Raw genomic sequence first — 13770 nt, 5'->3', positions numbered from 1 at the left:
AGAAGGAAGAACAACGGGTGTAATGGAATTAGTAAATTGCTGAATGCAGGGAAAAGAAAAGGGGGGCATAAAGTGAAGTATAGAAGCGTCTTTGATATTATTGGACCTGTAATGATTGGTCCGTCGAGTTCTCACACAGCCGGAGCTGCAAGAATTGGCAGAATGGCTAGAACCCTGTTTGGCAGCACGCCTGAACAAGCAGATATATTTTTTTATGGATCGTTTGCCAGAACCTATAAAGGCCACGGGACGGATGTGGCTGTCGTAGGCGGCGTGCTTGACTTTGATACCTTTGATGAAAGGCTTCCCCAATCATTGACTCTGGCAAAAGAGCAAGGAGTTACTGTTCGTTTTTTTGTGGAAGAAACCATCACAGATCATCCCAATACTGTAAGAATTCGTTTAGCTGCGAAGGAGAAAGAAATTGAACTCGTGGGCATTTCCATAGGAGGCGGCAAAGTGGAAATTACAGAATTAAATGGCTTTGAGCTTCGCCTTTCTGGTACACAGCCAGCCATTCTTGTCATTCATAAGGACCATTTTGGAGTGATTGCAAACGTTTCGGAAAAGCTGGCAAAAGAAAAGATCAATATTGGGCATATGGAAGTCTCCCGTAAAGAAAAAGGCGAACAAGCACTTATGGTGCTGGAGGTAGATCAGGATATTACACCGTCTTTACTAAGTAAAATAGAAAAGATCACGTATGTCACACAAGTATCCAAAATACATGACTAAAAGGGGTGAGAGGATGTTTAGAAATGCAGCTGAGCTTGTTGAAGCAGCAGAGTCAAAAAAAATACCAATATCACAAGTGATGCTTGAACAAGAGTGTGAGGTTAAAAAAGTGACCAAGGAGCAAGTTTTTAAAGACATGGAAAGAAACGTAGAGGTTATGGAAAAGGCTGTCGAGCGGGGAATTAAGGAGTCTGTTACCTCTGTATCTGGTTTGACCGGTGGAGATGCGGTTAAGCTTCAGACCTATATGGCTGATCATGAGACACTCTCAGGCCCCCTTTTACTTGATGCTGTAAGTAAAGCGATGGCAACAAATGAAGTAAACGCCGCAATGGGAACCATTTGTGCAACACCGACAGCAGGTTCGGCTGGAGTGGTTCCTGGGACAATGTTTGCTCTTAGCGGGAAATATAATGCTTCAAAAGAGGATAAAGTGAGATTTTTGTTAACGGCAGGCGCTTTTGGAATGGTGGTAGCAAATAATGCTTCCATATCAGGAGCTGAAGGAGGGTGTCAGGCTGAGGTAGGATCGGCAGCAGGCATGGCAGCGGCCGCGGCCGTGGAGCTTGCCGGGGGTTCTCCCTCCCAATGTGCAGAAGCGATGGCGATGACGTTAAAAAATTTATTAGGTCTGGTATGTGATCCGGTCGCTGGTCTTGTAGAGGTTCCTTGCGTAAAAAGAAATGCTGCGGGGACAGCGGTTGCATTAATGGCTGCCGATATGGCTTTAGCGGGAATAGAGAGCCGTATTCCTTGCGATGAAGTGATTGAGGCAATGTATAAAATCGGACAGGTCATGCCTTCAGCACTTCGTGAAACCGCACAGGGCGGACTGGCGGCAACACCGACAGGGCGAGAGTGGGAAACAAAAATATTCGGTATCGCCCTTGATAAGAAATGACCGGCTTACCAAGTCTTCCCGTTTCTAAGGTGAAAGGAATCGGAGAAGAAAAAGAAAAAGAATTAAACGCTCTCCATATTCACTCTGTCAACGATCTTTTGGAATATTACCCGTATCGATACGAAGATTATGTAGTAAAAGATGTCACAGAGCTTGAGCATGATGAAAGAGGCACAATTCAAGGAGTAGTGCAAAGCGAACCTTCTGTTCAGTATTTTGGGAGGAAAAAGTCCCGGGTCACTGTGAGGGTGCTGACCAATGGTGTGTTAGTGAAAGCGGTATTTTTCAATCGTCCTTTTGTGAAACAGCAAATAAAAAATGGAGATGAGCTCACGATCACAGGTAAGATTGACAAAAACCGCCTGCAAATGACTGTGCAGGACTATAAAAAGGGCTCTCAGGCATCTGATGCATCCCTTGAGCCTGTATATTCTGTTGGAGGTAAAGTTACAGTAAAGCAGCTTCGCGGATTTATTCGCACAGCCTATCGCCAGTTTGGAGATCTGATCGAAGATAATCTGCCGCCATTATTTCTTGATCGCTATAAACTGCCTTCCAAAAAAAATACACTTTTTCATATTCACCATCCTAAAGATAGAGAAGCGTTAAAGCATGCAAGAAGAAGAATTATTTATGAAGAATTTCTCCTCTTTCAACTGAAAATGCAAATGTTCAAGAGAATACAGCGAATGGCCAGGGAAGGGATTGTCCATACCTTTGAACAAAAGGAAGTAGACGAGTTTATTAATAAGCTTCCCTTTCCGTTAACAGGCGCTCAAAACCGAGTGACAGCAGAGATACTTGAGGATCTCCAATCTCCGTATTCAATGAATCGCCTTCTTCAAGGAGACGTGGGGTCCGGAAAAACGGTGGTGGCTGCTATAGCCATGTTTACCGCCTTTTTGTCTGGTTACCAGTCTGCATTAATGGTTCCGACTGAAATATTGGCCGAACAGCATTATCGCTCCTTGCAGGAGCTGTTGGAGCCTGCTGGGCTGTCTATAGCACTTTTAACAGGGTCAACGAAAACTAAATCAAGAAGAGAAATCAATGAGGCTTTAAAAAGCAAGGAAATCCAAATCGTAATAGGAACTCATGCCTTAATACAAGAAGGTGTTGAATTTAGCAGTCTGGGGCTTGTCATAACAGACGAACAGCATAGATTTGGCGTCATGCAGCGCCGGGCATTAAAGGAAAAAGGCAAGACACCAGATGTCCTTTTTATGACCGCTACCCCTATCCCGAGAACTCTGGCTATTTCTGTATACGGGGATATGGACGTCTCTGTCATTGATGAAATGCCTGCAGGGAGAAAGCCGATTGAAACGTACTGGGCTAAGCCTCATATGCTTGAGCGCGTTCTCGGGTTTGTTCAGAAAGAAGTAGATCAAGGAAGGCAGGCGTACGTTATCTGTCCTCTTATTGAAGAATCAGATAAGCTGGATGTGCAAAATGTCATTGAAGTCCACGGAATGCTTAAAGACTTTTACCAGGGATATGAGGTTGGGCTCCTTCATGGAAGGCTTTCCAATGAAGAAAAAGAAGAAGTAATGGCTGGATTTGATAGAAATGAGATTCAAATCCTTGTTTCTACTACCGTTGTGGAGGTAGGAGTGAATGTTCCTAATGCGACGATGATGGTTATCTATGATGCCGAAAGGTTTGGCCTGGCCCAGCTTCATCAGCTGCGTGGCCGTGTCGGCCGAGGGGAGCATCAGTCCTATTGTATTCTAATTGCTGACCCGAAATCTGAGACAGGCAAAGAAAGAATGAGGATTATGACTGAAACTAATGATGGCTTTGTTCTCTCGGAAGAAGATTTAAAGCTTCGGGGTCCTGGCGATTTCTTTGGCCAGAAACAAAGCGGCATGCCCGAATTTAAGATGGCTGATGTGGTTCATGATTACAGGGCATTGGAAGTGGCCAGAAATGATGCGGCCAAACTGGTCAATAGCAATGAATTTTGGAAAGAAGAACAGTTTTCTCCTCTGCGTTTATTTCTGGAACAAGAAGGAGTGCTGGATGGCGAAAAGCTTGACTAGATAGAATTGTTTGCAATTAAAACGTAAGGGTTATATACTGCTCTTAGTACCTAGTCATAGAAGTGGATGGTGTAAAGACCATGAAATTATCCAAGAAAGAGCGGCAGGAGCTTGTCATTCAAACGATTAAAGACGATCCATTTATTACAGACGAGTCATTAGCAAAGAAGTTTCATGTAAGTGTACAAACGATCCGCTTAGATAGATTAGAGCTTTCTATACCAGAGCATAGAGAAAGAATAAAACACGTCGCAAGAAAGCAGCTTGACGATGTACGCGCCCTTCAATTAGAGGAAGTAATAGGCGAAATAGTAGATTTGCAGCTTGATGAGTATGCTATTTCTATTTTAGATATAAAAAAAGACCATGTTTTTGAACGTACAGGCATTGCAAGGGGGCACCACCTTTTTGCCCAGGCCAATTCCCTGGCGGTAGCGATTATTAATGATGAATTAGCCTTAACAGCCAAAGCAAATGTAAAATTTACACGGCAGGTTTCAGCAGGAGAAAGAGTAGTTGCTAAAGCCCAGGTGAAGAAAAATGACCAGGTACGGACAATTGTGGAAGTAAATAGTAACGTGAACCAGGAATTGGTATTCTCTGGAGAATTTATTATGTTTCGTTCATCAGGAAAGGAAACCTCAGGAGAAGGAGAGAAGGTATAAATGAAAATTGCTATAGACGTCATGGGCGGCGATCATGCTCCTAAGGCTCAAGTCGCAGGTGCACTTGCTGCTGTCACCTCGTACCATGATTTAGAAGTTATCTTAGTTGGCAATGAAGCAGAAATACTTGATCACTTAAAGCCTCATAAAAAAATTTCGATTATACATACTGTGGAAAAGATTGAAGATGAGGACTCCCCGACAAGGGCAGTACGTCGGAAAAAAGATTCCTCCATGGTCCTTGCTGTTAAGGAAGTAAAGGAAGGACGGGCTGACGCATGTATTTCTTCAGGAAATACAGGAGCCTTAATGACTGCAGGGTTGCTTCATGTAGGAAGGATCCCGGGCATTGAACGTCCTGCTTTAGCTCCTATGCTTCCCACCTTAGATGGAAACGGCTTTTTACTTCTTGACGTAGGGGCGAATGTGGATGCCAAGGCGGACCATTTGTACCAAAACGCCCTTATGGGCAGCACATACATGGAAATGGTCAAAAAAGTTAAACTCCCAAGGGTTGGTTTATTAAATATCGGGACTGAATCTGGAAAAGGAAATGAATTGACGAAACAGTCGTATGCACTGCTTCAACATGCTCCAATTAACTTCATCGGAAATGTAGAAGCTCGCGACGTCATGGACGGTGTGTGTGATGTGGTCGTTTGTGATGGATTTTCAGGTAACCTGGTTTTGAAAACGATAGAAGGAACTGCGGGAGCCTTGTTTTCCTTGCTGAAAAAAGAGCTTACTTCCTCCTTAAAAAATAAAATGGCGGCAGGAGTCTTAAAACCTGGTTTAAAGAATGTCAAAGAACAGCTGAGTTATTCACAGTACGGAGGAGCCGGGTTATTTGGTTTGAAAGCTCCTGTCATAAAAGCCCATGGATCTTCTGACCATACTGCAATATTTCATGCGATCCGTCAGGCAAAACAAATGGTTGAAGAAGACGTGGCAAGCGTTATCCAAAAGGAAATTAAAGACACAAATTCAGTGAGGGTGAATGAATAATGTCTAAGATTGCATTTATTTTTCCAGGTCAGGGCTCACAGGAAGTAGGAATGGCTCAAAATGTGTTTGAACAGCATGAAAAAGCAAGCTCTGTTATTAAAAAAGCTGACGAGAGGCTGGAGTATTCCCTATCAGGATATATGTTTAACGGTCCTAAAGAAGTCCTGAAGAAAACAGAGCATGCCCAGCCTGCCCTTCTTACTGCAAGTGCAGCACTGTTAGAAACAGTGAAGGAAAAGGACCTGTCTCCGGATTTTGTAGCGGGTCACAGCCTTGGGGAATATTCAGCGCTTGTGGCTGCAGGAGTATTGTCATTTGATGATGCAGTTTATGCAGTTAGACAAAGAGGATTATTTATGGAGGAAGCTGTTCCCGACGGTGTAGGGGCAATGGCTGCCATAATGGGCCTGGAGCGGCCGGAACTTGAAAGGGTTTGTGCAGAAGCTTCTGCAGAAGGCGAAACTGCAGAGCTTGCCAACTTAAATGCTCCAGGTCAAATCGTGATCTCAGGCTCGAGAAAAGGAGTTGAGACGGCATCTGATCTTGCGAAGGAGGCTGGTGCGAAACGAGCGATTCCTTTGGAAGTAAGCGGACCTTTCCATTCCACACTGATGGAGCCTGCCAAGGACAAGCTTCGAGAGGTGCTGAGTGACATTTCTTTTCAAGATGCCGGCGTCCCTGTAATGACGAATGTAACGGCTCTGCCCGAAACAAACGGGGAGACTCTTCGGGATCTCCTCGTGGATCAGGTGACTTCTCCTGTGCTTTGGGAAGACACCATAAAAAATTTAATAGAACGTGATGTGACTACATTCATCGAAATAGGTTCTGGTAATGTATTGTCAGGACTTGTCCGCAGAATTCAGCGCCGTGGGCTTGAGGTGCATGCAGTCAATGATTTGGAATCCCTGGAAAAAACGTTAAAAAAGCTGAAGGAGGAATAAAGAATGGCTGAAGAAAGATCTGCTCTTATTACTGGGGCATCAAGAGGGATTGGCCGGGCAATTGCGTTAGAATTGGCCAAAAACGGAATCAATGTCGGTGTGAACTATGCCGGCAGTAAGGAAAAAGCAGAGGCTGTCGTGAAAGAATGTGAAGAATATGGAGTACGCTCATTTGCCATTCAAGCAGACGTATCCAATGAACAAGATGTCAAAGCAATGATTAAAGAAACCGTTGATCAATTTGGGCGCTTGGACATCCTGGTTAACAATGCAGGAATCACAAGGGACAATCTCGTCATGCGTTTGAAAGAAGATGACTGGGATGCAGTAATGGATACAAACTTAAAAGGTGTTTTCCAATGCTCCAAAGCGGTGGCGAGACAAATGATGAAGCAGCGTGCAGGAAAAATCATTAATATTTCTTCTGTTGTAGGTGTCCTTGGCAACGCAGGACAGGCTAACTACGTAGCGGCGAAAGCCGGGGTGATCGGTTTGACTAAAACACTGGCAAGGGAATTTGCCAGCCGCAATATTCAAGTGAACGCCGTCGCCCCTGGTTTTATTGAAACGGAAATGACTGAAGAGCTTGGCGAAGAGGTGAAGAACGATTTGCTAAACCAAATTCCTCTTGGTAAGCTTGGTAAGCCTGAAGAAGTTGCAGCCGTCGTTCGCTTTTTATCTTCTTCAGATGCAGATTACCTTACAGGGCAAACCATTCATGTTGATGGCGGGATGGTTATGCCGTAAGGGGAACCCAAATCATCCTAGCTTTTTAAGGAAGTATATCCTATAATTGCATGAGGTAAAGCTCTTTTCCTTCTTGATCCTTGTCAAACAGGACGGGATGGAAGCTGACGCTTTAAAGGAGGTGAAAACAGATGGCTCAAAATGAAACACTTGACCGTGTCCGCGGTATTGTGGTTGATCGTCTTGGAGTGGAAGAATCCGAGGTAACGCTTGAAGCTACCTTTAAAGATGATCTAGGAGCAGACTCCCTTGATGTAGTGGAGCTTGTCATGGAATTGGAAGATGAATTTGATCTTGAAATTTCCGACGAAGAAGCTGAAAAAATTTCCACAGTTGCTGATGTCGTAAACTACATAGAAAATCAGCAATAGGATAATTGAAAAAGGATAGTCCCATGGACCCTCTATGGGACTTCCTTTACATTTTATTTTGGTTCCTTTAAGTAACGTAAAGGCCAGCTTAGTGAAAGAAGACATGATGATGGTGTGGAGGTAAAAGGATGTCAAAGTCAAATCATCAGCAAAGGCGCCCACAGAGAAAAGGCAAGAAAAAGCTTACTTTATCACCTGCCCATAAAGCTAAGTTTACAGATATGCTTCAACAATTAGACCTCTCTTTTCAAGATGAAAAACTTTTAATACAAGCGTTTACACATTCCTCCTATGTAAATGAGCATCGGATCCGCTCAGTGAATGATAATGAACGGCTGGAGTTTCTTGGTGACGCGGTGTTGGAATTAGCGGTCTCTCAGCATCTATTTAAAGGGTTTCCAACGATGAGTGAGGGGGAGATGACCAAGCTGCGAGCAGCGATTGTTTGTGAAGCCTCATTGGCAAATTTGGCAGAAGGCTTGCAATTTGGTGATTTGGTACTCCTCGGCAAGGGGGAAGAAATGACAGGGGGCCGCAGAAGGCCTGCCTTGCTGGCAGATGTATTTGAAGCTTTTATCGGCGCTCTTTATTTAGACAGCGGCATGGATAAGGTGTACACTTTTCTAAGCAAAACAGTCTACCCTAAGATTAATCAGGGTGCATTTTCTCATATGATGGATTTTAAAAGCCAGCTTCAAGAGCATGTCCAGCGAGACAGCCTGGGGACACTTCATTATGAAATTGTTGAAGAGAAAGGACCGGCACACAGCAGGGAATTTGTTTCTCAGGTTTATTTAAATGAAGGAGTTCTTGGCAAAGGGCAAGGGCGCTCTAAGAAAGAAGCAGAGCAGCATGCTGCTCAGCAAGCCATAATGAAACTGGCTGAAGAAAACGAGAGGTAAGAAGGAGGGTGTCCCCAACGTCTAATTTTGGGGACACCCTTCTTTTGTTTAGTACCTATGTCTGGTTTCAGCATACAAAATGGAGACATTCAGTTGAAAGGATAAGGGCAACCTAGTTCTTTTTTAAATTTCCAAGCTCGGAAACTATGGCATCCATTTCACTTACACTAATGTTATCCTTGGCAGTTACCATTTCGTACAGGTCTTTAATGTCGTTATACTGCTCAATGTCAAAGCTTTCAGGCTGAAAAGCTCCAGTGTTTACCACTTGGAGTTTATTGCTGATTTCATTAATCATGAAAGCAAGGTTTTCTTTATTTTTCGTTTCTAAATTCATAAAAACACCCTTTCTTTTTAGGATTTGTGGAGGGGCAGTGTAATCGGCCCACTCCTGCTTGTTTACGTACCTTATCTGCTATGCTTATTATGAACCGGCATGTCTTTAATTGTAATTGCTGCATAGGAATTACGCAAAACATTCTAGATTCTTGCCATTTCTTCTGAAAATAGCTTCGATATGGTAAAATATATAGGTTGTCAAAGAAACAGACACCATGTAATACACCAATGAATATTGCTAAGACAAAGAAAAAGGAGGAAATTTCATGTTCCTCAAACGGTTAGAAGTAAGTGGATTTAAATCCTTTGCAGAAAAAATGAACATTGAATTTGTTTCAGGGGTTACTGCAGTAGTAGGACCAAATGGAAGTGGAAAAAGCAACATTTCAGATGGAATCCGCTGGGTGCTGGGTGAACAGTCTGCCCGGTCTCTTCGTGGTTCAAAAATGGAAGATATCATATTTGCCGGGAGTGATACGAGAAAGCCTTTAAACATGGCGGAAGTAACTCTGGTTTTAAATAATGAAGACGAGTTTTTAGATGTAGACTACAGTGAGGTGAGCATTACCCGACGCCTCTTCAGATCTGGGGACAGTGAGTATCTTATTAATAACCAGCCATGCCGCCTAAAGGATATTACTACTTTGTTTATGGATTCAGGACTTGGGAAAGAGGCATTTTCTATTATAGGACAAGGAAAAGTAGAAGAAGTTCTTTCAAGTAAACCTGAAGAAAGGCGTTCAATCTTTGAAGAGGCAGCTGGAGTATTAAAATACAAACAAAGAAAAACAAAGGCTAAGAAGAAACTGACTGAAACGGAAGAAAATTTAAATAGAGTAGAAGATATTCTTCATGAGCTTGAATATCAAAGAGAGCCTATGGAAATTCAGGCTTCCATCGCCAAGGATTATCTTGCAAAAAAAGAAGAGCTCGAGAAAGTTGAAGTAGCTTTAACGGTAGAAGAAATTAAAGAGCTTCATAGAGAGTGGGAGCAGGCTAAACAGGAAGCTTCCAAATTAGAAGATAAAGAAGAGAAGGCTGCATCTCTTGCTGCTAATAGAGAATTAAAAGTTAAGTCGGCTCGTGAAACCATTCAGTTGCTTGATGGAAAACTTTCTGATCTGCAGGAAGAACTATTAACAGTAAGCAAAGCCTTAGAAAAAGAAGAAGGAAGAAGAGAGCTTTTAAAAGAAAAAGGAAAAAACATAACGGATAGAAAAAAAGAATTAGAGGAACGGTTTCAGTCACAGCAAGAGAAAGCAGAAACATTACGGACTCGAATCGTGGAAGAGGAAACAGAGCTTGAAAAAAGGCAGAGATCCACGCAGAAAATTTCCGCTGACCTGAAGGAAACAGAAACACAGCTTCAGCTCAATGAGCGAGATATAGAAAAAGAACTTGAAGAGTCAAAAGCAGAGTATATAGAGCTCCTCAATGAACAAGCTGCTTTACGTAATGAAAAACGCTATGTAGCTGAACAAAAAGAACTTCTGAAAAGCAGATTAACTCGCTTGAGCAAAGAAAACGAAGACTTTTTGCAAGAAAGAGATTCCTTTAACAAGGTAAAGGTAGAAGCGCAGCTTGAAGAAGAAAAGGCACTAAAAGTGGTACAATCGTTAACGGAAACGTTTCGGGAACTGACTGAGGAACAGGCCATACTTGAAGAAAAAGCTGAGGAAAAAGAAGGACAATTGTTTAAGGCCTACCGCTATATTCAGGAGACAAGGTCGAGAAAAAAAGTCCTTGAGGAAATGGAAACAGATTTTTCCGGCTTTTACCAAGGGGTAAAATCTGTGTTAAAAGAGCGTGGAAGGAAACTTTCAGGAATTGAAGGAGCCGTCGCCGAACTCATTCAAGTTCCTAAACCATATGAAACGGCTGTCGAGATTGCGCTGGGAGCGTCTCTTCAGCATATCGTAGTGAAAGAAGAGAGCCATGCCAGACAAGCGATCGAGTTTCTGAAGTCCTCTCGTCAAGGCCGGGCTACATTTCTTCCCCTTTCTGCTATCCAAGGGAGATATTTATCCAGTGAACTATTGGGGAAAGTTTCACAGAATGCAGGTTTTATTGGCATAGGAGCCGATTTGATCGACACAAATTCAGAATATAAAAAGGTAATTCAGTCGCTACTTGGCCAGGTTGTGATTGCTGAAACACTTGAGGATGCCAACCAAATGGCTAAGAAAACCGGCTACCGTGTCCGAATCGTCACTCTTGATGGAGATATAGTCAATCCTGGAGGTTCTATGACAGGCGGAAGCGTGAACAAGAACAGCGCCAGGCTGCTAGGAAGGCAGCGAGAATTAGAAGAGCTCCGCTCCAAGCTTTCTGATATGGAGAAAAAAACGGAAAAGGCTGAGCAGACTGTCAAGGAAATAAAGAAAAAACTTAAAGAGAAAAACGAAAAGCTGATTAATACTCAAAAGGAAATGGAAGAAAAACGAACGATTCTTCAAGAGGCAAGAGACAAAAGAGCTAGAATAGAGGGAGAAGCTCACCGATTTGATTCTAGACTGTCTCTTTATGATCGGGAGTCGAAGTCAGTTAAAGAGGAAAAAAGAACTCTTGAAACACGAGAAGGTACTTTGCAAACTAAAGAAATAGAGGTAGCTGATCTTTTGGCACGTCTCGAAAAAGATATTGCTGAAAAAGAACATAAGCAAAAAGAAAAAGAATCGTCTGCGGATCTTTTAAAAGAACGATTGACAGAGCTGAAAGTTAATCTGGCTTCTCATAGGGAAAAGATTACTTACCAAAAGCAGAAGATAAAAGAACTGAGGGAGGAAGAAGAAGAAACAAATACCTCCGTACAAAAGGTACAAGAAGAGCTGGCTTTTATTAATGAAAGGCTTCAAGCCATGAGCAGCGGCTCCGGTGATATTAATCAGGATATTGATGAGACTAAAATGCGAAAAAAAGAGATAACGAATCATGTTTCCGCACTTCAGGCCGAGAGAAAAGAGAGTTACGAACAAGTTCAGGAACTGGAGGAATCTTTGCGGGTCAACCAGCGTGAGGTAAAGCGCCTTTCTGGGGTGAGACATGAAAAGCAAGTAGAGATGAATCGTTTGGATGTTCAGCTTGATCATCGTCTTACCCGGCTGCAGCAAGAATATGAAATCAGCTTCGAGAAAGCAAGCCGTGATTATGAACTGAAACTTTCAATGGAGAAAGCCAGGGAACAAGTGAATTTAATTAAGCTTGGAATTGAGGAACTGGGAAACGTAAACCTTGGTGCGATTGAAGAGTTCGAACGAATCAGTGAACGATTTGAATTCTTGACTGAGCAGCGTGAGGACTTAATGTCAGCCAAGGATACGCTGAGCAGTGTGATCCAAGAAATGGACGAGGAGATGAGAAGGAGATTCCAGGAGACATTTCAGGCGATCCAGAAAAATTTTAAGGAAACCTTTTGTGAATTGTTTGGCGGAGGCGAAGCAGACCTTGTGCTTACACAGCCAGAGGATTTGTTAGAGACTGGGATAGATATCATCGCCAGACCTCCGGGAAAGAAGCTCCAGCACCTGACACTGCTGTCAGGTGGGGAGAAGGCGCTGACAGCGATTGCCCTTCTCTTTTCGATTCTTAAAGTGAAGCCTGTGCCTTTTTGTGTGCTTGACGAAGTAGAAGCAGCCCTTGACGAGGCAAACGTGGCAAGGTTTTCTCAGTATCTTAAAACATTCAGTGAGGGAACTCAGTTTATTGTTGTTACCCACCGGAAAGCTACCATGGAAGAAGCTGATGTACTTTATGGAATTACCATGGAAGAATCAGGTGTTTCCAAGATGGTATCTGTGAAACTGGAGCAGGCTGACCAGCTGATCGAGCCAGTACACAGCTGATTCCTCTTAATAAAAACAAACCAACAAAATCAGATAATTAGCTAAAAAAAGGAGGGAAAAAGCCCGCTTTAGGCGGGTTTAAACGTATGAGTTTTTTCAAGAAGCTAAAGGATAAATTTACAAACCAATCAGACACTGTGACAGAAAAGTTCAAGGATGGCATGAGCAAAACGAGAGAATCCTTTCTAGGTAAAATGAATGAACTATTTGCACGCTATCGAACTGTTGATGAAGATTTCTTTGAAGAGCTTGAAGAGTTGCTGATTGGTGCAGATGTTGGTGTGGAAACTGTACTTGAATTGATTGACGAGCTCAAAGATGAGGTGCGTCTTCGAAATATCAAAGATACAAGCGGTTTAGCACCGGTTATTAGTGAAAAGCTTGCAGAGAAACTTGATAAAACTGGTGAAGACTCTGCTCTCAATATGCAGGAAAATGATATGACAGTCATCTTGTTTGTCGGGGTTAATGGGGTAGGAAAAACGACGACCATTGGAAAAATGGCTCATATGTTCAAGGAAGAAGGAAAGTCAGTCATGATGGCAGCAGGGGATACGTTCCGGGCAGGAGCGATTGAGCAGCTTGAGGTCTGGGGAGAACGTGTAGGCGTTGATGTGGTCAAGCAGCAGGCAGGTTCAGATCCGGCTGCTGTGATGTATGATGCCGTTCAGTCTGCAAAATCAAAAAACGTTGACGTGCTTCTTTGTGATACGGCTGGCCGCCTGCAAAACAAAGTCAATCTTATGAAAGAGCTTGAAAAAGTAAAGAAAGTCATTTCCCGCGAAATCCCCGATGCTCCCCATGAAGTGCTCTTGGTGCTTGATGCAACAACGGGACAAAATGCGATGAGTCAGGCCAAGACCTTTGGACAGGCAACTGATGTGTCAGGTATTATATTAACGAAACTCGACGGGACTGCTAAAGGGGGTATTGTTCTTGCGATTCGCAATGAACTGGATATTCCTGTAAAGTATGTAGGGCTTGGCGAGAAAATGGATGACCTTCAGCCGTTTGATTCAGAGCAGTTCGTATATGGCCTCTTTAAAGAGCTCGTGGAAGAGACATCTGAAGAAACGGAAGAGGATTAAGGAAGAGTTTTTCATAAAAATGATGGAGGATAACCCACAGAGAAGGCGGTCTGATCGCGCAGGAAACGCCAATTCTTAAGAGGCAAAGTCTGGCGGCAGGTGCAGCCTGTTTGGTTAGAGTAGTGAGCAATCTCTCGTGCCGTTTCGTTATAAAAAACAATAGGAAAAGGCCGTTAAGATTTTTTCTTG

General features: G+C 43.1%; 12 protein-coding genes. 11 read left to right on the top strand and 1 reads right to left on the bottom strand.

The genetic code is table 11. The annotated features are described in order from the left end of the window. The first annotated feature begins 72 nt into the window (after positions 1-72). The 9 genes from sdaAB (at position 73) to rnc (ending at position 8312) form a co-directional block, all read left to right on the top strand. Positions 73-735 (top strand): L-serine ammonia-lyase, iron-sulfur-dependent subunit beta, encoded by a 663-nt coding sequence (sdaAB, locus tag ACFPU1_RS05225; RefSeq protein WP_054635417.1) that lies wholly within the window; start codon positions 73-75, stop codon positions 733-735. 13 nt (positions 736-748) lie between these two features. Beyond that, positions 749-1636 (top strand): L-serine ammonia-lyase, iron-sulfur-dependent, subunit alpha, encoded by an 888-nt coding sequence (gene sdaAA, locus ACFPU1_RS05220; RefSeq protein ID WP_054635285.1) that lies wholly within the window; start codon positions 749-751, stop codon positions 1634-1636. Next, positions 1633-3678, top strand: coding sequence for an ATP-dependent DNA helicase RecG (gene recG / locus ACFPU1_RS05215; RefSeq protein ID WP_385939258.1), 2046 nt, complete (start codon positions 1633-1635; stop codon positions 3676-3678). Before sdaAA ends, recG begins: the two co-directional genes overlap by 4 nt. An 80-nt stretch (positions 3679-3758) precedes the next feature. After that, on the top strand, positions 3759-4343 hold the full coding sequence (gene fapR, locus ACFPU1_RS05210; protein ID WP_054635286.1) for a transcription factor FapR: 585 nt from the start codon (positions 3759-3761) through the stop codon (positions 4341-4343). Beyond that, positions 4344-5348, top strand: a complete 1005-nt coding sequence (gene plsX, locus ACFPU1_RS05205; RefSeq protein ID WP_054635287.1) for a phosphate acyltransferase PlsX — start codon at positions 4344-4346, stop codon at positions 5346-5348. It abuts the gene before it with no gap. Then, positions 5348-6292: an ACP S-malonyltransferase gene (gene fabD / locus ACFPU1_RS05200; protein ID WP_385939255.1), complete on the top strand. Its 945-nt coding sequence runs from the start codon at positions 5348-5350 to the stop codon at positions 6290-6292. The genes plsX and fabD overlap by 1 nt, the downstream gene beginning before the upstream one ends. 3 nt (positions 6293-6295) lie before the next feature. After that, positions 6296-7039 carry a 3-oxoacyl-[acyl-carrier-protein] reductase gene (gene fabG, locus ACFPU1_RS05195; protein ID WP_385939253.1) on the top strand — a complete coding sequence of 248 codons (744 nt, stop codon included), beginning with the start codon at positions 6296-6298 and terminating at the stop codon, positions 7037-7039. A gap of 131 nt (positions 7040-7170) precedes the next feature. After that, positions 7171-7410, top strand: a complete 240-nt coding sequence (acpP, locus tag ACFPU1_RS05190) for an acyl carrier protein (protein ID WP_100399375.1) — start codon at positions 7171-7173, stop codon at positions 7408-7410. Between the two features lie 128 nt (positions 7411-7538). Then, positions 7539-8312 (top strand): ribonuclease III, encoded by a 774-nt coding sequence (gene rnc, locus ACFPU1_RS05185; RefSeq protein ID WP_385939251.1) that lies wholly within the window; start codon positions 7539-7541, stop codon positions 8310-8312. Between the two features lie 112 nt (positions 8313-8424). On the opposite strand, the gene ACFPU1_RS05180 is transcribed toward rnc, so the two are convergent. Continuing rightward, positions 8425-8649, bottom strand: a complete 225-nt coding sequence (locus tag ACFPU1_RS05180; protein WP_385939249.1) for a DUF1128 domain-containing protein — start codon at positions 8647-8649, stop codon at positions 8425-8427. Positions 8650-8917: 268 nt separating this feature from the next. Here ACFPU1_RS05180 and smc point away from each other — a divergent pair, with 268 nt between their 5' ends. Together smc and ftsY are read left to right on the top strand one after the other, a co-directional pair. Then, on the top strand, positions 8918-12493 hold the full coding sequence (gene smc, locus ACFPU1_RS05175) for a chromosome segregation protein SMC (RefSeq protein ID WP_385939247.1): 3576 nt from the start codon (positions 8918-8920) through the stop codon (positions 12491-12493). Between the two features lie 86 nt (positions 12494-12579). Next, positions 12580-13581, top strand: coding sequence for a signal recognition particle-docking protein FtsY (gene ftsY / locus ACFPU1_RS05170; protein WP_385939245.1), 1002 nt, complete (start codon positions 12580-12582; stop codon positions 13579-13581). Positions 13582-13770 lie beyond the last annotated feature (189 nt).

The sequence above is a fragment of the Thalassorhabdus alkalitolerans genome (assembly GCF_042656525.1).
Taxonomy (GTDB): Bacteria; Bacillota; Bacilli; order Bacillales; family Marinococcaceae; genus Thalassorhabdus; species Thalassorhabdus alkalitolerans.
Note: the sequence above shows the minus strand (reverse complement) of the source record. Positions and strands in the feature narration are given on the sequence as shown.